This is a genomic window from Geobacillus sp. WSUCF1 (assembly GCF_000422025.1).
In the GTDB taxonomy this organism is placed as follows: domain Bacteria; phylum Bacillota; class Bacilli; order Bacillales; family Anoxybacillaceae; genus Geobacillus; species Geobacillus zalihae.
This window is the reverse complement of the sequence record NZ_ATCO01000103.1, coordinates 1-21,146: the sequence shown is the minus strand read 5'-3', so window position 1 is coordinate 21,146 and position 21,146 is coordinate 1. Positions and strand designations below refer to the sequence as shown.

The following is a 21,146-nucleotide window of genomic DNA, read 5'->3' as shown; positions in this document are numbered from 1 at the left end:
TTCCGCGGCAAAAGCGAATAGTAGAAACGAAGCAAAACATTCGCGCAGACTTGCATTCCATGGTATACTTTGCTTGCAGCATTCAAGAAGATGGGAGGGAATCCATATGGCGATTGTCAACGCCACTGACCAAACGTTCGCCGCAGAAACGAAAGACGGCCTCACGCTCGTTGACTTTTGGGCGCCATGGTGCGGACCGTGCCGCATGATCGCTCCGGTGCTGGAAGAGCTTGACCGCGAAATGGGCGACAAAGTGAAAATCGTCAAAGTGAATGTCGATGAAAACCAAGAAACAGCGTCGAAGTTCGGCGTCATGAGCATCCCGACGCTGCTTCTGTTCAAAGATGGCCAACTTGTCGACAAAGCGATCGGCTATCAGCCGAAAGAGGCGCTTGTGGAGTTTGTGAGCAAGCATGCGTAATGTCGATGACCAAAAATCCAGAGGGAGGGACCTCTGGATTTTTTTGATGGCCTCAAAAAATGATTGACAACAGGAAGCATTTTCTTTATATTAATAACCAACAATTCATATTGGTTATATAGGAATTATACATTTTTTATTCATAGTTTTTCTATAGTTATAGTTTATTTTTGGGAGGTGATGCCGCTTCGCTTTATTCCGTTGCGAATTAGATGAGGAAAACGAGGAGGGACAATGATGGATCAATGGTTAAAACAGAAGAAAGCACTATGGATGCTGGCCATCGTCTTTTTGTTATGGATGGGCTCCGGATGCGACGCACATAGCGGGAAGGAAGACAAAGGATCTGCTTCGTCGCAAAAAGGGGAAGCAAGCGAGGTCATTCGGATCGGCTATCAAAAATATGGCACGCTCAATATGCTAAAAGCGCGCGGGGATTTGGAAAAACGATTGAAAAAGTTGGGGTATACGGTGCAATGGTCGCTGTTTCCCGGTGGGCCCCAACTGCTTGAGGCGATGAACGCGGGCAGCTTGGATTTTGGCCATACAGGTGAAGCGCCGCCTGTATTTGCCCAAGCAGCTGGAACACCGCTTTTATACGTGGCGACCACGCCGCCGAATCCGGCTGCTGAAGCGATTTTAGTCCCCAAAAATTCGCCAATTCGCACGATCGCGGACTTGAAAGGGAAAAAAGTGGCGTTGAACAAAGGATCGAACGTTCACTATTTGCTTGTCCAGGCGTTGGAAAAAGCAGGATTGAAACTTTCTGACATCCAGCCCGTTTATTTGCCTCCCGCAGACGCGCGCGCTGCTTTTGAGCAAGGAAGCGTCGATGCGTGGGTCATTTGGGATCCGTTCTACGCCGCGGCGGAGCAAGGCGGAAAAGCGCGTGTCATAGCAGACGGGCAAGGATTAGCAGCCAACCGGGAGTTTTTCTTTGCTTCTCGATCGTTTGCGGAAAAGCATGCGGATGTTGTCAACATCATTTTGGAAGAGCTGAAGAAGGTCGATCGCTGGGCAAGCAATGATCCGAAAGGAGTAGCCGCGTTTTTGGCTCCGGAGCTCGGCATTGATGAACAGGCGCTGGAGACGGCAGCCAAACGGCGCACATACAACATTGAGCCGGTCACCGATGAAGTCGTGGCTCAACAGCAGCAAATCGCCGACCAGTTTTTTCAGTTAGGGCTGCTGCCAAAGAAAATAGACGTGAAAGAGGCGGTTTGGCGTGAGGGGAAATGAAGAAATGCGCACAAGAGTGATGAGAGGCTGAATGTATGATAGAAAGCCGGTCTGCCTCCTTGACAACATGATCGTGGTTAGGTTCGAATGCGTCATCCAACAGGCTGAAAGGGCAGACAACTTTTGGACGAGAATCGATGGAAAGGAGTGGAAATGAAGTGAAATTATCAAGGTGGACGGGATGGGCTGGGGGGAAGGCTGTGCCGTGGGCGTTGCCGATCGGTCTACTCGCTGCATGGCAAGCGGCAGCAGCAGCTGGTTGGCTGTCTTCGCGAGTGCTGCCGGCGCCGACTGATGTGATTGTTGCGGCGTGGAATCTTGCTTCGAACGGAGAATTATGGAAACATTTGTCCGTCAGTTTTTGGAGAGCGCTGACTGGCTTTGCCATCGGCGGATCGATCGGATTTCTTCTCGGCTTGCTCAATGGAGTGTTTCGTCCGGCTGAGCGATTGTTGGACACATCGATCCAAATGATTCGCAATATTCCGCATTTAGCATTGATCCCGCTCGTTATCTTATGGTTTGGCATTGGAGAGGAGGCGAAAGTGTTTCTTGTCGCGTTAGGCGTGCTGTTCCCGATGTATGTCAACACCTTGCACGGCATCCGCAATGTCGACGCCGGCTTGCTGGAAATGGGGCGCGTCTATGGGCTTGGACCATGGCAGCTGTTTTGGCGCATTTGGCTGCCTGGTGCGTTGCCTTCGATTTTAGTTGGATTGCGCTATGCCCTTGGCATTATGTGGTTGACGCTCATCGTCGCGGAAACGATCGCGGCCGACCGCGGCATTGGATATTTGGCCATGAATGCGCGCGAGTTTATGCAGACCGATGTCGTTGTTTTCAGCATTTTGCTTTACGCGCTGTTCGGCAAGCTGGCCGACAGCATCGCCCGTTTTCTAGAAAGAAGATGGCTTCGTTGGAACGTCAATTATCAGCATATATGAAAATCGCCAAACAATGTCAGGCGCTTCAACAAATGTCCATAAGGCTTGGAAACGAATGTTGGAAGGAGGATCAATGAATGGGACCGGGACGAGGGGCGGAGTTGATTTTGGAACAAGTGGGAAAACAGTTTGGGGACAAACACGCGTTGCGCCGCGTCAATTTGGTGGTGAAGAGGGGAGAGTTTGTCGCCATCATTGGCCGCAGCGGATGCGGCAAAAGCACTCTGTTGCGCTTGGCCGCCGGATTGGAGGAGCCGACGTCCGGCCGGATCCTGGTGGATGGGGAGGAGCTGCGTGGGCTCAATGAGAAGGCACGTGTCATGTTTCAGGACGCCCGCTTGCTGCCGTGGCGGCGCGTCATGGATAACGTCGGGCTCGGATTGAAAGGGGAATGGGAGCCGAAAGCGCTGGAGGTGCTCGAGCAAGTGGGGCTGGCTGACCGTGCGGACGATTGGCCGACCGTGCTGTCAGGAGGACAGCGCCAGCGCGTGGCCCTTGCCCGCGCCCTCATCAGCCATCCGCAGCTACTGTTGCTCGATGAACCACTTGGAGCTCTTGATGCGCTCACTCGGATTGACATGCAGCGTCTCATTGAACGGCTTTGGCTTGAACAGAAGTTTACGGCTTTGCTTGTTACGCACGATGTTGATGAAGCGGTGATGCTGGCGGATCGAGTAATCCTCATCGAAGACGGGGTGTGCACACTTGATGTGCCTGTGCGTCTGCCGCGGCCGCGCCAGCGCGGCGATGCGGCGTTCGCCGATTTGGTGGATACGATTTTGCGTCGCATTTTAGGCACAAAGCCGGAGGAGAGAGCGATCGCTTCAGTTTCCATCGGTGAGAAAAGGAGGGCGTTGTAGATGAAAAAACGGTTGGTTTGGCTATCTGTGTTAAGCGCATGCTTATGCCTGCTGCTGGCGGCTTGCGGGCAAGAACGAGGCGCCTCCCCCGCCTCGTCCAAGGATTCGGCGTCAGCCGATTCATGGCCGAAAGAGCTGCATATTGGCTATCAAAAATCATCGTTTTCACTATTTTTGAAAGAAAAAGGATACTTGGAAAAACAATTACAAAAGCATGGTGTTCAAGTCAAATGGTTTGAATTCCAATCCGGTCCCCCCCTTCTGGAAGCGTTGAATGCCGGACAAATCGACATCGGTTATGTCGGCGGGGCTCCCGCGGTGTTGGCGCAGGCGAACCCGGATTCACAGTTGGTGTATCTTGCCTACGAACCGGAAGTTGCGCGGGCGATCATTGTGCCCAAAACATCGTCGATTCAAACCGTTGCTGATTTGAAAGGAAAAAAAGTGGCTTTCGGCAAAGGATCAAGCGCCCATTATACACTATTGACGGCATTAGAGACAGCTGGATTGACACTTAACGACATTACTCCGGTGTATTTGCAGCCGTCTGAAGCGCGAACTGCGTTTGAGCGTGGTGATGTGGACGCCTGGGTCATTTGGGATCCGTTCTTGGCCGATGCCGAAGTGAACGGCGGTGCGCGCATTTTGATGGATGCGAAAGGACTTCCCAAACAATATGGATTTATCGTAGGACGGAATGGGTATGTGAAGCAGTATGCAGATGTAGCGAAGACGGTCATTGCACAACTGAATAAAGTTCATCAAGAAATCCACTCCTCTCCCGATGAAGCCGCCAAACTATTGGCTAAAGAAACGAAAATTGGCGAAGAGATTTGGAAACGGACGTTGAGCCGAAGAGAATATGGGGTGTTTCCGCTGACGAAGGAGGTGGTCGACGCCCAGCAACGCATTGCGGATCGTTTTTATGAGGCCGGGGTGATTCCAAAACGGGTCAAAGTGGAAGACGCTGTGGTCGTCATAAAGGGACAATAAGGAAATCCTGTAACATTCACACTTCATCAATACAAGCTGTTCCACTGAAAATGATAGGGCATTGTGAAAAGCCGAATTCCCCTTGAACAACGCTCTTCCAAGGGGATGTTAAGGACAGCGGGGCATAAAAGAATGTGGGGGGAAACAAATGACAACGGTGGCCATTATTTCTGGAAGTCCGTCGCGCGCCTCGAAAACGAATCGAGTGGCCAAATGGGTGAGCGAGCAATTGCAACGGATCGGCCATACGGTATATTTCATCCGATTGCGCGATTTGCCGGCGGAAGATTTGCTTTATGCGCATTCATCAAGCGATTCGATTGTGAAAACACATGATTGGATCCGCCAGTCACGAGTGGTGGTTGTACTAAGTCCAGTGTATAAGGGAAGTTACACCGGCATTTTAAAAGCGTATTTGGATTTGCTGCCGGAAAAGGCGTTTGCTGGGAAGCTAGTTGTGCCGATTGTTACGGGGGGGACCATTGCTCATCTGTTGGCTCTCGAATACGCGCTCAAACCCATTTTCTCCATTTTGGGAGCGCGGGAAATCTTGCATGGCGTCTTTATTTTGGATTGGACATTGGGGCATGATGACGAAGGCCGCCTCGTGTTTTCGGACGACTTGTTGTCGAGGATGGAAGAGGTGATTCATTCCATTTCCCATGGCTCTGAAAAAACGATCATGAGATAAGGAGGAAAACAATATGAAAGTCCTTTGGTTTATTCCTTCTCATGGCGACGGACGGTATTTAGGGACGGCAAAAGGCGGCCGCTCGCCGGAATACAGCTATTTCAAACAAGTGGCCCAAGCGGCTGATCGATTGGGATACGAAGGGGTGCTCATTCCAACGGGGAAATCGTGCGAAGATCCATGGCTGTTGGCGGCAGCGCTGGCAGCGGAAACGAGGCGATTGCGTTTTCTTGTCGCTGTTCGCCCAGGATTGATGACGCCAACATTGGCGGCGCGCATGGCCTCCACGTTCGATCGCATTTCCGATGGCCGGCTGCTTGTAAATGTCGTCACCGGCGGCGACCCCGTTGAGTTGGCGGGGGATGGGCTGTTTTTGTCGCATGACGAACGGTATGAAGCGACGGACGAGTTTTTGACGATTTGGCGCCGATTGCTGGAAGGAGAAGAAGTGACGTTTGCAGGAAAGCACGTGTCAGTCAAAGGGGCGAAATTGTTGTTCCCGGCTGTGCAAAAACCGTATCCGCGCCTCTTTTTCGGCGGATCGTCGGATGCCGGCCAACAGGTTGCCGCCCGCCATGCGGACGTCTACTTGACTTGGGGGGAGCCGCCTAGACAGGTGAAAGAAAAAATAGAACGGGTAAGGGAACTCGCTCGCCAAGAAGGGAGAGAAATCGAATTTGGCATTCGTCTCCACATCATTGTTCGCGAAACAGAAAAAGAAGCGTGGGAAGCGGCAGAGCGATTGATTCAGTATGTAGATGACCGGACGATTGAAGAGGCGCAGCGGGTGTTTTCCCGTTATGACTCTGTCGGGCAGCAACGGATGCGCGAGCTGCACAGGGGGAGGAAAGAGTCGTTGGAGATCAGCCCAAACCTTTGGGCGGGGATTGGGCTCGTTCGCGGCGGCGCGGGCACCGCGCTTGTCGGTGATCCGGAAACAGTGGCTGAACGTCTCCGTGAATACGAGCAACTCGGCATCCGTTACTTCATTTTATCAGGTTATCCGCATTTGGAAGAGGCGTATCGCGTGGCGGAATTGTTATTCCCGTTGTTGTCATTGGATGTTCCTTCTTCTTCCATTCGCGGCGAGGTAGTGGGTCACGAGTTTTTTCCAAATGTGATTAAGGTGTGATCGGTTCTAAAAAAGGGGGATGCGCTGCAAAAGAGCATCCATCCTTTTTTATTTTTGATTGACTTTGAAATTCATGTTCTTTTATAATCGTGCTTGTGTGATATTGATTATCATTTTTAATGGTCTATGGGGGGATCGATCATGTCATGGAAATGGAAGTGGCTCGCCGTGTTCGCCGCCGCGGCGTTGGCGCTTGGCGCGTGCGGCCAGAGCAAACAGACGGCGGGAACAGAAAAAGAAAGCAGCAACCAAACGGCTGTGGAAAAACAAGAAAAGCCGAAAGAGGAAGAGAAGACGGAGAACGAGAAGGAAGAAGCGGAAGTCGATTATGCGGGAGCGTTCAGCGAAGCGCTCGCGGAGCTTGAGAAGGCGAAGCAAGGCGGGGCGGTCGACTTCGGCAAAGTGGAGAGCATCTACAAAGAAAAGCTGCAGCCGCTTGTACAAAAACGTGACGCGGAATTTGAAGATACGCTTGACCAACATATTACCAACGCACTGGCCGCCGGCAAAGACGGGTCGCTTGAGCCGTTGGTTGTCAAGCAAATTTTTGACAAGCTGATGCAAAAAGTGTTTTACACGACGATCAAACATGAGTTTACCGAAGCAGAAGAGCATTGGGCCAATAAGGAAGAAGTAAAGGAAGAGCTTGAGGAAGCGAAGGCATTTTACGCGATTTTGCAGTCGACCGTGGAAAAGCGCGATGTGGCTTACGGAACGAAGTTGGTTGACGCGATCAACGGGGCGTTTGCCCAAATGGAGCAAGCGGTGCAAAACGATGATGCGCTCTCATTTGCCCTCGGCAAGCAAGTCGTGGACAAAACATTGATGAAAACATTCTATTTAGCGAGCGGAGCGTTGCCGCACGGCTATGCGGCGAAGGCGGCGGCTGCGGCCAAGGAAAACGCCGAAGAAGCCAAAGTGGAGCAGGCGGAAGGCTGGGCGTTTTATCAGTCCGTCTATCCGTATATGAAACGGCATGCCGCGGAGGAGGCGGACTACATTTTGAAACAGTTTGACCTGCAAACCGATGTCAAAACGCTCGATCCGAAAGCGGTGAACCATGCGTTCGTGCGCGGATGGGCGAAAGTGGCGCTTCACGAATATGAAGAAAGCAAAGAAAATTGGGGGCAAGACAAGTCGGTGATCACCGCCTTAGAAGGCGCGCTCTTTATTAACATGATCGAAAATGATATCAAAACGCTGCTCGGCGACAAGGCGTACAGCACGTTGAACGATCAGGCGGCGCGCTACTTGGAAGCAGCAAAGGCGAAAAACAAAGCCGAAGCTGACAAATGGCTGCCGCAAATTGAAGCTGCGCTGCAGCAAGTAGTGGAAAAGGCGAAATAATGACGAAGGAGGGTGTCCCCAAGGACGCCCTTTTTTCACAAACGCCCTTTCGGCTTGTCCCGGCTGAGAATGCGCTTTGGCGGATGCTTTTCGCTTTTGCCTGCAATCCGCGACTTTTGCCGGCCGCTATGGTAAGATGCTTAATGGACAGTGAATTTGATAATGGGGTGACGACTGTGAAAGTAGTGGTGACCGGGGGAGCGGGGTTTATCGGCAGCCACCTCGCGGCCCATCTCAGCAAGCAAGGATATGACGTAATAGCCGTCGACTGCTTTCATCCGTACTATTCGGCTGAACGGAAAGAGCGGCAGTTTCAGACACTCACCGGCGGTCGGGTGCCGCTTGTCCGCTTGGATTTGCTTGATGGGGAGCGAACGAAAAGGTGGCTGGTCGAGTTTCGCCCCGATGTCGTCTACCATTTGGCGGCGCTGCCGGGCGTGCCGTATTCCCTCGAGGAGCCGTTCGCGTATATCGATTATGACATCAAAGCGACGGTCAATGTGTTGGCGGCGGCGGGGGAAGCGGGAGTCAGCCATGTGCTGTTTGCTTCGTCGTCATCCGTCTATGGCGACCGCGGCAACGTGCCGCTGAAAGAAGAAATGGCTGATGGCCGCGTCGTGTCGCCGTATGCGGCGGCGAAATACGGAGCGGAATCGTTTTGTCATGCCTATGCCCATTTGTATGGCTACCAAATGACGATTTTCCGCTATTTCACCGTTTACGGGCCGTGGGGTCGTCCGGATATGGCGATCGGCACGTTTTTGCGCCGATTGTTGGTGGGCGAGGAGATTGTCGTGTATGGCAAGGGGACGGCGCGCGATTATACGTACATCGATGATATTGTCGCCGGCATGGCCGCGGCGCTTCACCGCAGCGGCGGGCGAAGCGAAGTGTTCAACTTGGGCGCCGGGGCGCCCGTCACCATGGAGCAGCTGCTCGCTGAGTTGCGGAAGCACTTTCCCGATATGAAAATCGTGCACGCGCCGGAGCGGAAAGGCGATGTGAAAGCGACATGGGCGGACATCACAAAGGCGGAGCGGGCGTTTGGTTACAAGCCGAAGGTGGCGTTTGCCGAAGGGCTCGCCCGCACGGTGGCGTGGGCGCGCGAATATGAGCGGTAGGGCGGCCAAGGCGGGGCTGCAGGCCGCCGGGGTGGCCATGGTTGTTCTGTTTGGTTGGATGACGTATCGCTATTTTGACGGCCGTGCGTTGCTTCGGCATCTCGCCGGGCTGGCCCGCCATCCGGCGGATATGGCTGCCGCCGTTTTCGTGTATGGCGCGTCCTTTTGGCTGCGGGCATGGGCATGGAAGCAATATGTCGGGAAACCGATCGCCTTTGCCGTCTATTGGCGTGGGGTGTTGCTCAGCTTGTTGATCAATCATCTCGTCCCCGTCAAAATGGGCGATGCCGCCCGCGTCGCTGTGCTTGCCCGCCAGCCGGGTGTTTCCGCCGCTGAGGCGATCGAGTCGGTTGCGGTCATGCGGTTATTGGACATGGCGGTGCTGGGCGGTTTTGCGGCAGCGGGGGTGTATGTGTACATGCATCGGATTCCCGGCCTTCCGCTGGTGGGGGCGGCCGCTGCCGCAGGGGGGGCGCTTGTGCTCGTGATGTTTCGCCGTCCGCTCCGCCTCGAACGGTTATGGCGCCGATGGCGGACGGTGTTGCAGGGCCGCCGCGGCGCGGAGATCGCTGCGGCTGTGGCGGCGAGCTGGTTGTGTGAAGCGGCCGTCATTGGCGTGATCGCCAAAGCAGTCGGCATCCCGCTTTCCTTTGGACAGGCGGTGTGGGCAAACAGCGCGGCCGTTTCCGGCCAGATCGCCCAAGTCGTCCCCGGCGGGATCGGAACGTATGAGGCGGTGATGGCGTTTGCGTTGACCCGGCTCGGCGCACCATGGGAGAAAGCGTATGCGGCGGCAGTGTTGACCCATGCGTTTAAGTTTTTGTTTTCTTACGCCGCCGGGGCCATGGTATTGTTGCTTTGGCGGTCCGATTGGCAGATGGTGCGGGGTGTATGGAAAAAGGAAAGGGAGAGGCGATGAAAGAAGCGTCACGATTCGAAAAAATGGCGGCGCGCTGCTGGAATTTGCTGAATGAAGGAAAGCCGTTTACGCCGATTTTTGTCGCGGGAACGATGACGATCTACCATGCCGCTGATTGGATGGGCGGCTCATGGGGATGGATGCTTGGTCTGGCGGCGGCGCTGCCGCTGTTTGTCATCTACTATGTCTATGATTATCCGCTGTTTTTGCGCAATTATTTATGGATTCCTTACGTTGTGTTTCTCATCGTTTGGTCGTTTGCTGATGCGGCGCTGCTGCTGTTGGCGTCGGGGCTTTACTTTTTCTTTACCGTCTTTTTTTGGGGAACGCTCTATTACCATTTGCGCATCGGCACGTCATGGTGGAATTTCACCCGCTTTTGGAAGCTCGTGCTGAAAAACAGCGATTCGACGAGCGGCAACGCTCAAGAGCAGCTGCCGAAAGTCTTTCTCCTTTTATCTGTTTGGGAATATGCGTCGATCCAAGTGGAACGAGGGGCGGATTTGGCGCCGCTGTGCGGGGCGCTTTGGCTGTTTGCTGCTTTGGTGTGGCTGTTTTCATGGATTTTGCATCGGAATTTGTTCGACTGGCAGCCCGAGATCATTCCGACTTATACGAACAATGTGCCGAGTCCAACCGTGCCGATCAGTGACAAAGTGTATGTCATCGTGATTGATGGGATGCGCAAAGACCGGTTTGAAGCGGCCAACGCCCCGTTTTTGAAACGGCTGCGCGCGCAAGGGACGGAATTTGCGCAAATGGAGACCGTGTACCCGGCGCGTACGGTCGTTTGCTTTACATCGATGTTGACGGGCACGTATCCGTTTGAGCACGGGATTCGCTCGAATATGGTATGGAAGCTCGGAGCGAAAGTGGAAACGATCTTTGACTCGCTCCGCAAAGTAGGGAAAACAGGCCGCTTGCTTGGCATCGCTCATTTGGTCGATTCGTTCGGAGATGATGTCGAAACGGTGACGGCCGTCATGCCTAACGAACTAGCTGACCGCTATATTATCGAGCGGGCGAAACGCATTGTGGAAGAGCAGCACCCGGACTTGCTTGTCGTACAATTGATCGCCACCGACCAGACCGGCCATAGCCGCGGGGTGCTGTATGACGAGTATATTGAAAAAATTGAAGAAGCCGATGCGCTGATCGCCGAGTTTGTCGCCTGGCTTGAGGAGCGAGGCGAGCTTGAGCGCGCGACGCTGATCGTCTGCGCCGACCATGGCCAAGCGGATGGCATCGGCGGCCACGGCCATCTCGATGAAGGGGAGCGGTATGTGCCGTTTTTCATGTACGGTCCGGCGATTGAGGCAGGGAAACGGGTTGATGAGAAAAGAAGCCTCGTCTCGCTGGCGCCGACGATCGCCTATTTGCTTGGCGCGCCGTATCCAAGCCATAGCCGCGGCCCTGTTTTGATCGAAGCAATGCGGAAGGAGGAGAGCGATGAAACAGCAGCACGTCATCGTTTTTTTGCCGGCGCACAATGAGGAAGGGGCGATTGGGGACGTGATTCGCCGCATTCCGCGTCATTTCCATCCCGATGTAGAGGTCAGCGTCTTGGTCATTGATGACGGGTCGACCGACCGGACTGCTGAAGCGGCGCAAGAAGCGGGAGCCGATTACATTTGCCGCTGGCCGGAAAACCGCGGCCTCGGGGCGGCGGTGCGGCGAGGGCTTGAAGAGTGTGTCCGTCTTGGCGCGGATATCGGCGTGATGATCGATGCCGATAACGAATATCCGCCGGAACAAATTCCTGACCTTTTGGCGCCGATTTTCGCCGGTGAGGCCGACTATACGATCGGCTCGCGCTTCCTTGGCACGATTCGCGGCATGAAATGGCACCGCCGCCTCGGCAACTATGCCTTTACGTGGCTGCAGTCGCTCCTGCTCGGCCAGCGGCTGTACGACGGGCAATCCGGCATGCGCGCGTTTTCCCGCCAAGCGATGGAAGAGGCGGAAATCATCCACGATTACAATTACGCCCAAGTGTTGACGCTCAACTTAGTGCGCAAAGGGTTTCGACTAAAGGAAGTGCCGATCCGCTACCAAGTGCGGACGACCGGCCGTTCGTTCATCAAGTTCACCGCCTATATGACCGCGGTCATCCCGGCCATCTGGAAGGAAATGCGCCGCCCGGTAACAAAAGCGGTCATTGACCGAAAAGCGCATCTGCTTTCTTTGGAGCGGGAGCGCTATTGTTCGTGAGGCGGCCGCCTTGGGCCGCCGGCCATTTTTCCAATATTGACAATGATGGTGATAATGATTATCATTGATCTTGATGGAGGGGGATCAGAAACGTGAAAACATCCCGTTTCTTTTTTTACATAGCAGTGATCATTATTCTCAATCTCATTCCGCTGAAAGCGTTCGCCTATTCGTATGGAGATCCGAACAAAGAAGCGGTTGCTGAGGCGTATAAAGAGATGAAAGAAAAGTTGAACGAGCAGCCGCCGAACTTTGCCGCAGCGAAGGAAATTTTCGGAACCATAAAAGAAGAAATCGACATGCACATGGGGCCTGAGCCGTCCAAGGCGGTGCTTGCAGCCATCGAAGCGAAGGACCGCCAGGCGGTGATCAAAGACATGGAAAAAATTTTAGTGCTCAATATCGCCCGACGTTTGGACAATATTGAGGCGAACTTTGATCAGTACGACACGAGCAAGCGGCTGTTGGCGAAGGCGTTTGCGACGTATGAGGCGCTGTCGCCGATCATCCAAGGGAAAGACCCTGCGCTTGACAAACAGCTGCGCACCGAGTTTGACAAGGCGCTTCAGTCGCTTGGCAACCCGGGGCTGTTTGGCGTCGGCGAGAAAAAATCAGACATCGAAACGTTCAAGAAAAGCAAGGAAACCATTTTATCGGCGTTGCAAAAGCAATTTGGCCTCAAAAGCCTAAAAGTCGGCCATTTTTCGGAAAGCGCCACGGAAAAGCCGGATGCAGTGCAAAAGAAAGAGTGGACCGATTTGTCCGAGGCCAAAAACTGGATTCCGCTCATCGTCATCGCTGTGGTGATCATCGGGACTGTCTTGATTTACGCACGTCGCCGGAAGCGTGCTTAGTCTAAACTGAATGGGAGGCGGGGGCATGGAAGTTCAAGCGCTGCTTATCACGTTTCGTGAAGCGCTGGAAGCGCTGCTGATTGTCGGCATCATTACATCGTATTTGAAACGGGTCGGTCACCGTGAATACACGAAATATGTATGGCTTGGCGCCGCTCTTGCTGTGGCGGCGAGCGTCGGCGTCGCCATGTTGTTTCAGCTCGTCTTTACCGGTTTTGCGGCAATGGGAAGCGAGACGTATTTGAAAATCGGCATCATGGTCATTTCCGCGTTGCTCTTGACGCAAATGGTGTTCTGGATGGCCGAACATAGTCGGGACATGAAAAAAAGCGTGGAAGGGAAAATGGATCAGTTTGTCACCGCCGGCAATGTCGCCGGCATGGTCATCCACTCGTTTTTGGTCGTGCTGCGCGAAGGAGTGGAAACGGTCTTCTTCTTCGCCGCCATTACGCACGGCAACATCGGCGCGGCGATGCAAGGCTGGGGAGCGGCGACCGGGGTCGTCATTGCCGCTTTTGTCAGCTACTTCTTCTTTAAAGGGACGATGCGCATTCCGTTGAAGACGTTCTTTAAAGTGACTGGCGCGTTTATCGTCCTAATTGCCGCCGGACTGCTCGTGCAAGCCATTTCGATGATGCAGGACATCGGCCTCATCGGCAGCGTCATGCCGCACGTATACGATTTGACGTGGCTGCTTCCGGAACATCCGATCGATTACGAACATTACGTGCGCGACCATGGCGTCGCCCCTGTCTTTTCCGGCGAAGTCGGCGTCTTTTTAAAAGCGCTGTTCGGTTATTCTTCAATGCCGTCGCTTGAAGAAGTGTTGGCCTATATCGGCTACTTCGTCGTCGTGTATTTGTTGGTGGCGAGCCGCCGCGGTCAAAAGAAGGCCGTGGTTGAGAAGCCGGCGGTTGCCTCGTTGGAGGAACAAGCCAAAAACGTCATGTAACGTACAAGGACGCTGCGCCTTGTACGTTTTCTTTGGAGGGAAACACGGTGGACAAACGGTTGGGCGATGATCGCTTTTGGATGAGCTTTGGTGTCGGAATGGCTGCTTTGTTGGCCGGCGCCGGTTTGTATGGGGCGAACCCGTATGCGGCCTCGTGGGACGAAGTTGACTTTGCGCGGGCGTTGGAACGCTATGATTTATTGGCCATGCAGCCGCATTTCCCGGGCTATCCGTATTTGATTCTTGGCGGCATGGCAGTGCACGCTCTGGTCGCCAATCCGGCCAAAGCGCTTTCGATCTTGAATGTGCTCGTGTTGTTTTCCGCCGCCTTTCCCATCGTTTGGCTGCTCGCTCGCCATATGCCGCGTTCAGCGGCGCTATGGGCGGCGCTTTCGGTGCTTTCTTCAAGCTACGTGCTCCTTGCCGCCGCCAGACCGATGTCGGACGGCGCGGCGCTTGGCGTGCTTTGGTGGTACATATGGGCGGTGGAATGGGCGCGGCGGCGAACAACATGGATGGCGCAGCTTTGGCCGGCCGCGTTGTTCAGCATCCTCATGGGCATCCGTTTGTCTTATGCCCCGTTTGCCGCTGCGTTGTTGATCCTTTGGCATGAAGACTGGAAAACGCACCGCCGCCTCGGCCGCGTGGCGGCATCGCTGTTGGCGGCGGCCGCCTTTCAATTTGTTTGGGTGGCGGCGGTCGCGGCGACGGAAGGCGGCCTTTGGCCGTTTTTCAAGCTTGGCTGGGCGTTTGTCGTCGGTCATTTCAGCGACTGGGGGGGAACGGCGGCGGCGAGCCCGCTTCCATTTTGGGAGCGGGTGCGCCGCTTTGTCCTTGACAACTTTCTTTGGACCGGCATGGCCAGCCGAAATGCTTGGCTGCTGGCTGCCTATGCAGTGGTCGGCGCCATCGCCTGGCGCACTGGGCCGTTTCGGCTGCCGCGCCCGCTTGTCGTTTCCGCGTTGCTGTATGCTTTGTGGGCGCTTTTCGGACAAAACATTGACAAGCCGCGTCATCTCCTTCCGCTCGTTCACATTGCGCTCGTTTTCGTGTGGGGGCGCGTATTGGCTGCACCGCGATCATGGAAGCATGTGTTGGCGGCGGCGGTTGTGCTGCTGCAGGCTGCAATCGGCATCGGGCAGCTGTGCGAGCAGGCAAAGACGCCGCCGGCAGTGTATCAGCTTGCGGACGATTTGCGTGACAAACGGCAGCCGTTTGTGGTATATACGTGGGAAGAGACGCGCGTCCTAGACTATTTGAACGTGCCCTTTCCACATAAAGACGTGCTCCATTTTTCCTTCTTTTTGCAAGACAAAGAAAACTACCGCCATGCTGCGATATATATGACCAATCACGTTGTCCAAGGGTTCGAGGCTCAAGGGATCGATGTTTCCCGCCATGTGCGCAAAGTGAAAACGTATCGTTCCAGTCTGCTTGCTGATCCGGTGTATGGGACGATTACGCTGTACGAATGGGTGGATGGAGAGTGAGGTGATGGCCAATGAACGAGCGGCTGAAAGAAAAGCTGGCCGTGCTGCCGGAACAGCCGGGTTGCTATTTGATGAAAGACAAACACGGAACGGTCATTTACGTCGGCAAAGCGAAGTCGCTGAAAGCGCGCGTCCGCTCGTATTTCACCGGGACGCATGACGGCAAGACGCAGCGGCTTGTTGAGGAGATCGCTGATTTCGAATACATCGTCACCTCGTCAAACGCCGAGGCGCTCATTTTGGAGATGAATTTGATCAAAAAGCATGATCCGAAATACAACGTCATGCTGAAAGATGATAAAAGCTACCCGTTTATTAAAATCACCGCGGAAAAGCATCCGCGCCTGCTGATCACCCGCAAAGTGAAAAAAGACGGGGGCAAATATTTCGGCCCGTATCCAAACGTGCAGGCGGCGAACGAAACGAAAAAGCTGCTCGACCGCTTATATCCGCTCCGCAAATGTTCGACGCTGCCTTCGCGCGCCTGTTTGTATTACCATATGGGCCAATGCCTCGCCCCGTGCGTCCACCCGGTGTCGGACGAACAAAATAAGGCGATGGTTGAACAAATCGTCCGCTTTTTAAACGGCGGGTATGAAGACGTGAAGCGGGAGTTGGCCGAGAAAATGCACGAGGCGGCGGAAGCGCTCGAGTTTGAACGGGCGAAAGAATACCGCGATCAAATCGCAGCGATTGAGATGACGATGGAAAAGCAAAAAATGATGCTCAACGACTTCATCGACCGCGATGTATTCGGCTATGCGTACGACAAAGGCTGGATGTGCGTGCAAGTGTTTTTCCTCCGCCAAGGAAAGCTGATCGAGCGCGACGTGTCGATCTTCCCGCTTTACCAAGACCCGGATGAGGAAATGCTTACGTTTTTGGGTCAGTTTTATGCGAAAGCGCATCATTTGAAGCCAAAAGAAGTCGTCCTCCCGTCCGACATTGACGGCGAGCTCGCCCGCGAATTGCTCGGCGTTGCCGTCGTCCAGCCGAAAAAAGGGAAGAAAAAAGAGCTTGTTGAGCTGGCGAGCAAAAACGCGGCCATTGCTCTGAAAGAAAAATTTTATTTCATCGAGCGGGACGAAGAACGGACGATCAAAGCGGTCGAACGTCTCGGAGAGCGTCTTGGCATTCCGGCGCCGCGCCGCATCGAGGCGTTTGACAACTCGAACATTTACGGGGCCGATCCGGTCTCGGCGCTTGTCGTTTTCCTCGATGGCAAGCCGGCGAAAAAAGAATATCGGAAATATAAGGTGAAAACGGTCGCGGGGCCGAACGATTATGAAACGATGCGCGAAGTCGTGCGCCGCCGCTATACGCGCGTGTTGAAAGAAGGATTGCCGCTTCCCGATTTGATCATCATCGACGGCGGCAAAGGACACTTGTCGGCGGTGCGGGATGTGCTCGAAAACGAACTTGGACTGGATGTGCCGCTGGCTGGATTGGCGAAAGACGAAAAACATCGCACATCAGAGCTTTTGGCCGGCGACCCGCCGGATGTCGTGCCGCTTGACCGGCAAAGTCAAGAGTTTTATTTATTGCAGCGCATCCAGGATGAAGTGCATCGGTTTGCCGTTATGTTTCACCGAAAGACGCGGCAGAAAACGATGTTCCATTCCGTGCTTGATGACATTCCCGGCGTCGGGGAAAAGCGGAAAAAAGCGCTGTTAAACTATTTCGGATCAGTCAAAAAGATGAAAGAGGCGACCGTTGATGAGCTGCAACGGGCGAACATTCCACGGGCGGTGGCGGAGAAAATCTATGAAAAACTGCATGAATAATGGCTGAACGGACGCCCGTTTTGCGAGCGGACGCCCGTTCTTTGCATGTCATTCGATCGCCTGCTTCCGATCCCATTTCACCAAAATGCGCGCTTTGCCGTCCCGCTTTGGCGGCAGTTCGACCGCTTCGGTGACGAACCGCTTTTGTTGTTCGATTTGCTGGGCGAGAAATCCAGCCTCAAGCTGGAACGAGCAGCTGCCGTACAAGGAAAAGCGGGCGGCGATGATGGGGCCCGACAGCTCGATATAGAGTTCGTCGTTTCGCTCTTCGCCGGTTGATAGCTCCCCCCAGCCCGCCCGTTCAAAAAATACGGCGACGTCATCGAGCGTTCCGAGCGGGTAGCGCCGCGCCAGCTGTTTGCCGGCCCAGTACAGCAGCGAAGCGGCATCTTTGCCAAGCAGCTCGGGAAGAAGCGAATGGCGAAGCAGCTCAGTCCCGAAGGCGGAAAGCGCAATTGACCCAAACATTTGATATTGGTCCTCTAATGGTGGCTGTTTCATCGTTTTCCCCTCTTTCTATCCATTTCCCCATTATAGCTGAATTGCTGCCGGAGTGCATCCTCTTTCCTAAGGTGGCGCAACTATGAGAATGTTTGAACATTTTGTGTCAGTGTTTTCTTGACGCTTGTACAATGTGGGAGTACAATGAATGTGACAAGCGAATAGGGGAATGGAAGACGTTTCCGTTTCCGCATGGCGAGCGAGAGGGACATATTTTTTATTCAATTGAAGGGGGTTTACATAATGGCAGGGAATCGCGAGTTTTACTATCGCCGGCTCCATTCGCTGCTGGGGGTTGTTCCCGTCGGCATCTTTTTAGTGCAGCACTTGGTCGTCAACCATTTTGCGACCCGTGGGCCGGAAGCGTTTAACCGGGCGGCGGCGTTTATGGAAAACTTGCCGTTCCGCTATTTTCTTGAAATTTTTGTTATTTTTCTTCCATTGTTGTTCCACGCTGTATACGGCATTTATATCGCGTTTACAGCCAAATTCAACACTCGCCAGTACGGCTATTTCCGCAACTGGATGTTCATGCTTCAGCGGATCACCGGCATCATTACATTGATTTTTGTCGTCTGGCATGTGTATGAAACGCGGGTGCAGGCTGCATTCGGCGCCGAAGTGAACTACGACATGATGGCCAACATTGTCGACAATCCGTTTATGCTCGGATTTTATATTGTTGGAATCTTGTCCACGGTCTTTCACTTCGCCAACGGCTTATGGTCGTTCTGCGTCAGCTGGGGGTTGACGGTGTCCCCTCGTTCGCAGCAAGTATTTACGTACATTACGATGATCATTTTCATCGCGCTTTCCATTGTCGGCATTCGCGCCATCTTGGCGTTTGCGTAAGACAAGCGTTCCATTCCTAAGGAATGATTCAACGATGAACTGCTGCGTTGGCTCGTGACAAACGTGCTCTAGCCGTTCGCCGAACGATCGCTTGGTCGATGGCGGGCCGGCAAGGCAAAACGTGCGGCATGCAAGCAAAAGCAGCAATCTATTAGGGAGTGAGTAGCTATGAAAAAAGGGAAAATCATCGTTGTTGGCGGTGGGTTGGCCGGTTTGATGGCCACGATTAAAATCGCCGAAGCAGGAGTGCCTGTCGAACTGTTTTCGCTCGTTCCGGTAAAGCGTTCTCATTCCGTCTGTGCCCAAGGCGGCATTAACGGAGCGGTCAACACGAAAGGGGAAGGCGACTCGCCGTGGGAGCATTTTGACGACACCGTCTATGGCGGGGACTTCTTGGCGAACCAGCCTCCGGTCAAAGCGATGTGTGAAGCGGCGCCGGGGATCATTTACATGCTCGATCGGATGGGCGTCATGTTCAACCGGACGCCGGAAGGGTTGCTTGATTTCCGTCGTTTCGGGGGGACGCAGCATCACCGGACCGCCTATGCTGGAGCCACGACCGGGCAGCAAATTTTGTATGCACTTGATGAACAGGTGCGCCGCCATGAAGTGGCCGGGCTCGTCACGAAGTACGAGCATTGGGAGTTTTTAGGCGTCGTTTTGGATGACGAGCAAATTTGCCGCGGCATCGTCGCACAAGATTTGCGGTCCATGGAAATCAAAGCGTTTCCAGCCGATGCCGTCATTTTGGCGACCGGCGGCCCGGGGATCATTTTTGGGAAATCGACGAACTCGGTCATCAACACTGGTTCAGCGGCTTCGATCGCCTATCAGCAAGGCGTTTACTACGCGAACGGCGAGTTCATCCAAATTCACCCGACCGCGATCCCAGGCGATGACAAGCTTCGGTTGATGAGCGAATCGGCGCGCGGGGAAGGCGGACGCATTTGGACGTATAAGGACGGGAAACCGTGGTACTTCCTTGAGGAAAAATATCCGGCTTACGGAAACTTGGTGCCGCGCGACATCGCCGCCCGGGAAATTTTCCACGTCTGCGTCGATTTGAAGCTCGGCATCAACGGCGAAAACATGGTGTATTTGGATTTGTCACATAAAGATCCGAAAGAGTTGGATGTCAAGCTCGGCGGCATTATCGAAATTTACGAGAAGTTCATGGGCGAAGACCCGCGCAAAGTGCCAATGAAGGTGTTCCCGGCCGTTCACTACTCGATGGGCGGCTTATGGGTCGACTATGACCAAATGACGAACATCAAAGGGTTGTTTGCTGCCGGCGAGTGCGATTATTCGATTCACGGCGCGAACCGCCTCGGGGCAAACTCGCTTCTGTCGGCGATTTACGGCGGAATGGTCGCCGGCCCGAACGCCGTCCGCTACATCCGCGGTCTCGAGAAATCGGCCGATGCGATGCCGTCGACGTTATACGACAGCTATGTGAAACGGGAGCAAGAAAAGTGGGAAAACATTTTGGCGATGGACGGCACGGAAAACGCCTACGTGCTGCATAAAGAGCTCGGTGAATGGATGACGGCAAACGTGACGATCGTCCGCTACAACGACCGGCTGCTGAAGACCGATGAGAAAATTCAAGAGCTGATGGAGCGGTATAAAAACATCAGCGTCACCGATACGTCGAGATGGAGCAACCAAGGAGCGACGTTTATCCGCCAGCTGTACAACATGCTGCAGCTCGCCCGCGTCATTACGCTTGGCGCTTACTATCGCAATGAAAGCCGCGGCGCGCACTACAAGCCGGAGTTTCCGGAGCGCAACGACGAAGAATGGCTGAAAACGACGATGGCCCGCTACACGCCAGACGGTCCGGCGTTCCATTATGAAGACGTTGACGTCTCGTTGATTAAACCGCGCAAGCGCGACTACAGCAAAAAGAAAGAGGAAGTGAAGTAAGATGAGCGAGAACAAAACGGTTCGATTCATCATCACCCGTCAAGATCGTCCGGATTCTGCTCCGTATGAAGAGGAGTTTGTCATTCCGTACCGCCCGAACATGAACGTCATTTCGGCGCTCATGGAAATTCGCCGCAATCCGGTCAACGCCAAAGGGGAAAAAACGACGCCGGTCGCTTGGGAAATGAACTGTCTGGAAGAAGTATGCGGAGCCTGTTCGATGGTCATTAACGGCAAACCGCGCCAGGCGTGCGCCGCACTCATTGACAAACTCGAGCAGCCGATCCGCCTTGAGCCGATGCGCACATTCCCTGTCATCCGCGACTTGGTCATCGACCGGAGCCGGATGTTTGATGCGTTGAAGCGAGTGAAAGCATGGATTCCGATCGACGGAACGTACGACTTGGGCCCGGGGCCGCGCATGCCGGAGCGGAAGCGGCAATGGGCGTACGAGCTGTCCAAATGCATGACGTGCGGCGTCTGCCTGGAAGCGTGCCCGAACGTCAACAGCAAGTCGAACTTTATCGGCCCGGCGCCGCTGTCGCAAGTGCGGCTGTTTAACGCCCATCCGACCGGGGCGATGCATAAAGCCGAACGGTTGCGGGCGATTATGGGCGACGGCGGACTGGCCAACTGCGGCAACTCGCAAAACTGCGTGCAATCGTGCCCGAAGGGCATTCCGTTGACGACATCGATCGCGGCGTTAAACCGCGAAACGACGATTCAAATGTTCCGCGATTTCTTTGGCAGCGACGAAGTGTAGCGGCAGAATCAAAATCCCCTTCATTCGAACAGACATGAGGGGGATTTTTTGTTTTGCTGGACAAGCGGCAGCCAACCGTCTCCGGCGAATCGAAAGATAAAGAAGAAAAGGCTCTTCATCACAAAGTGTACTTGAAAAAGAAAGAC

20 protein-coding genes are annotated in these 21,146 nt (G+C 54.1%); 19 read left to right on the top strand and 1 reads right to left on the bottom strand.

Going from position 1 to position 21,146, the window contains the following annotated elements:
• Positions 1-106: 106 nt before the first annotated feature.
• The 16 genes from trxA (at position 107) to uvrC (ending at position 16,958) form a co-directional block, all read left to right on the top strand.
• Positions 107-421, top strand: coding sequence for a thioredoxin (gene trxA, locus I656_RS05815; RefSeq protein WP_015375556.1), 315 nt, complete (start codon positions 107-109; stop codon positions 419-421).
• Between the two features lie 237 nt (positions 422-658).
• Entirely contained in the window at positions 659-1,660 is a 1,002-nt protein-coding gene (locus I656_RS05820) for a sulfonate ABC transporter substrate-binding protein (RefSeq protein ID WP_015375555.1), read from the top strand.
• 137 nt (positions 1,661-1,797) lie between these two features.
• Positions 1,798-2,604, top strand: coding sequence for an aliphatic sulfonate ABC transporter permease SsuC (gene ssuC / locus I656_RS05825; protein WP_020755574.1), 807 nt, complete (start codon positions 1,798-1,800; stop codon positions 2,602-2,604).
• Between the two features lie 77 nt (positions 2,605-2,681).
• A complete protein-coding gene (locus I656_RS05830) occupies positions 2,682-3,464 on the top strand; it encodes an ATP-binding cassette domain-containing protein (RefSeq protein WP_015375553.1) in 783 nt (260 codons plus the stop codon).
• Positions 3,465-4,457 carry an aliphatic sulfonate ABC transporter substrate-binding protein gene (locus I656_RS05835; RefSeq protein ID WP_020755573.1) on the top strand — a complete coding sequence of 331 codons (993 nt, stop codon included), beginning with the start codon at positions 3,465-3,467 and terminating at the stop codon, positions 4,455-4,457. It begins immediately after the preceding gene.
• A 148-nt stretch (positions 4,458-4,605) separates the two neighbouring features.
• A complete protein-coding gene (ssuE, locus tag I656_RS05840; RefSeq protein ID WP_020755572.1) occupies positions 4,606-5,148 on the top strand; it encodes an NADPH-dependent FMN reductase in 543 nt (180 codons plus the stop codon).
• Positions 5,149-5,161: 13 nt separating this feature from the next.
• Positions 5,162-6,280: an FMNH2-dependent alkanesulfonate monooxygenase gene (gene ssuD / locus I656_RS05845; protein ID WP_020755571.1), complete on the top strand. Its 1,119-nt coding sequence runs from the start codon at positions 5,162-5,164 to the stop codon at positions 6,278-6,280.
• A gap of 141 nt (positions 6,281-6,421) precedes the next feature.
• Entirely contained in the window at positions 6,422-7,627 is a 1,206-nt protein-coding gene (locus I656_RS05850; RefSeq protein ID WP_033005938.1) for a hypothetical protein, read from the top strand.
• A gap of 176 nt (positions 7,628-7,803) precedes the next feature.
• Complete coding sequence (locus I656_RS05855) at positions 7,804-8,748, top strand: NAD-dependent epimerase/dehydratase family protein (RefSeq protein ID WP_033005946.1); 945 nt, start codon at positions 7,804-7,806, stop codon at positions 8,746-8,748.
• The gene (locus tag I656_RS05860; RefSeq protein WP_033005937.1) at positions 8,738-9,667 is read left to right on the top strand and encodes a lysylphosphatidylglycerol synthase transmembrane domain-containing protein; all 930 of its coding nucleotides are present in this window, start codon (positions 8,738-8,740) and stop codon (positions 9,665-9,667) included. The genes I656_RS05855 and I656_RS05860 overlap by 11 nt, the downstream gene beginning before the upstream one ends.
• Positions 9,664-11,160 carry an alkaline phosphatase family protein gene (locus I656_RS05865; RefSeq protein WP_033005943.1) on the top strand — a complete coding sequence of 499 codons (1,497 nt, stop codon included), beginning with the start codon at positions 9,664-9,666 and terminating at the stop codon, positions 11,158-11,160. Before I656_RS05860 ends, I656_RS05865 begins: the two co-directional genes overlap by 4 nt.
• Entirely contained in the window at positions 11,117-11,878 is a 762-nt protein-coding gene (locus tag I656_RS05870; RefSeq protein ID WP_020755566.1) for a glycosyltransferase family 2 protein, read from the top strand. Before I656_RS05865 ends, I656_RS05870 begins: the two co-directional genes overlap by 44 nt.
• Before the next feature lie 92 nt (positions 11,879-11,970).
• Positions 11,971-12,732: a hypothetical protein gene (locus tag I656_RS05875; protein ID WP_015375544.1), complete on the top strand. Its 762-nt coding sequence runs from the start codon at positions 11,971-11,973 to the stop codon at positions 12,730-12,732.
• Positions 12,733-12,757: 25 nt separating this feature from the next.
• Entirely contained in the window at positions 12,758-13,684 is a 927-nt protein-coding gene (locus tag I656_RS05880) for an FTR1 family protein (RefSeq protein WP_015375543.1), read from the top strand.
• Positions 13,685-13,731: 47 nt separating this feature from the next.
• Positions 13,732-15,174 (top strand): hypothetical protein, encoded by a 1,443-nt coding sequence (locus tag I656_RS05885; protein WP_015375542.1) that lies wholly within the window; start codon positions 13,732-13,734, stop codon positions 15,172-15,174.
• An 11-nt stretch (positions 15,175-15,185) separates the two neighbouring features.
• On the top strand, positions 15,186-16,958 hold the full coding sequence (uvrC, locus tag I656_RS05890) for an excinuclease ABC subunit UvrC (protein ID WP_020755563.1): 1,773 nt from the start codon (positions 15,186-15,188) through the stop codon (positions 16,956-16,958).
• Between the two features lie 48 nt (positions 16,959-17,006).
• On the opposite strand, the gene I656_RS05895 is transcribed toward uvrC, so the two are convergent.
• Positions 17,007-17,459 carry a YslB family protein gene (locus tag I656_RS05895; protein ID WP_014196467.1) on the bottom strand — a complete coding sequence of 151 codons (453 nt, stop codon included), beginning with the start codon at positions 17,457-17,459 and terminating at the stop codon, positions 17,007-17,009.
• 243 nt (positions 17,460-17,702) lie between these two features.
• Here I656_RS05895 and I656_RS05900 point away from each other — a divergent pair, with 243 nt between their 5' ends.
• From I656_RS05900 to sdhB, 3 genes are all read left to right on the top strand, one after another.
• Positions 17,703-18,311, top strand: a complete 609-nt coding sequence (locus I656_RS05900) for a succinate dehydrogenase cytochrome b558 subunit (protein WP_011232147.1) — start codon at positions 17,703-17,705, stop codon at positions 18,309-18,311.
• A 168-nt stretch (positions 18,312-18,479) separates the two neighbouring features.
• Positions 18,480-20,237 (top strand): succinate dehydrogenase flavoprotein subunit, encoded by a 1,758-nt coding sequence (gene sdhA, locus I656_RS05905; protein WP_015375539.1) that lies wholly within the window; start codon positions 18,480-18,482, stop codon positions 20,235-20,237.
• 1 nt (position 20,238) lies between these two features.
• The gene (gene sdhB / locus I656_RS05910) at positions 20,239-21,000 is read left to right on the top strand and encodes a succinate dehydrogenase iron-sulfur subunit (RefSeq protein WP_015375538.1); all 762 of its coding nucleotides are present in this window, start codon (positions 20,239-20,241) and stop codon (positions 20,998-21,000) included.
• The last annotated feature ends 146 nt before the right edge of the window (positions 21,001-21,146 follow it).

Bases quoted from the DNA above. Each gene is read 5' to 3' on its own strand.
- trxA (WP_015375556.1), top strand. From the start codon at position 107: ATGGCGATTGTCAACGCCACTGACCAAACGTTCGCCGCAGAAACGAAA.
- I656_RS05820 (WP_015375555.1), top strand. From the start codon at position 659: ATGGATCAATGGTTAAAACAGAAGAAAGCACTATGGATGCTGGCCATC.
- ssuC (WP_020755574.1), top strand. From the start codon at position 1,798: ATGGAAAGGAGTGGAAATGAAGTGAAATTATCAAGGTGGACGGGATGG.
- I656_RS05830 (WP_015375553.1), top strand. From the start codon at position 2,682: ATGGGACCGGGACGAGGGGCGGAGTTGATTTTGGAACAAGTGGGAAAA.
- I656_RS05835 (WP_020755573.1), top strand. From the start codon at position 3,465: ATGAAAAAACGGTTGGTTTGGCTATCTGTGTTAAGCGCATGCTTATGC.
- ssuE (WP_020755572.1), top strand. From the start codon at position 4,606: ATGACAACGGTGGCCATTATTTCTGGAAGTCCGTCGCGCGCCTCGAAA.
- ssuD (WP_020755571.1), top strand. From the start codon at position 5,162: ATGAAAGTCCTTTGGTTTATTCCTTCTCATGGCGACGGACGGTATTTA.
- I656_RS05850 (WP_033005938.1), top strand. From the start codon at position 6,422: ATGTCATGGAAATGGAAGTGGCTCGCCGTGTTCGCCGCCGCGGCGTTG.
- I656_RS05860 (WP_033005937.1), top strand. From the start codon at position 8,738: ATGAGCGGTAGGGCGGCCAAGGCGGGGCTGCAGGCCGCCGGGGTGGCC.
- I656_RS05865 (WP_033005943.1), top strand. From the start codon at position 9,664: ATGAAAGAAGCGTCACGATTCGAAAAAATGGCGGCGCGCTGCTGGAAT.
- I656_RS05870 (WP_020755566.1), top strand. From the start codon at position 11,117: ATGAAACAGCAGCACGTCATCGTTTTTTTGCCGGCGCACAATGAGGAA.
- I656_RS05880 (WP_015375543.1), top strand. From the start codon at position 12,758: ATGGAAGTTCAAGCGCTGCTTATCACGTTTCGTGAAGCGCTGGAAGCG.
- uvrC (WP_020755563.1), top strand. From the start codon at position 15,186: ATGAACGAGCGGCTGAAAGAAAAGCTGGCCGTGCTGCCGGAACAGCCG.
- I656_RS05895 (WP_014196467.1), bottom strand. From the start codon at position 17,459: ATGAAACAGCCACCATTAGAGGACCAATATCAAATGTTTGGGTCAATT.
- I656_RS05900 (WP_011232147.1), top strand. From the start codon at position 17,703: ATGGCAGGGAATCGCGAGTTTTACTATCGCCGGCTCCATTCGCTGCTG.
- sdhA (WP_015375539.1), top strand. From the start codon at position 18,480: ATGAAAAAAGGGAAAATCATCGTTGTTGGCGGTGGGTTGGCCGGTTTG.
- sdhB (WP_015375538.1), top strand. From the start codon at position 20,239: ATGAGCGAGAACAAAACGGTTCGATTCATCATCACCCGTCAAGATCGT.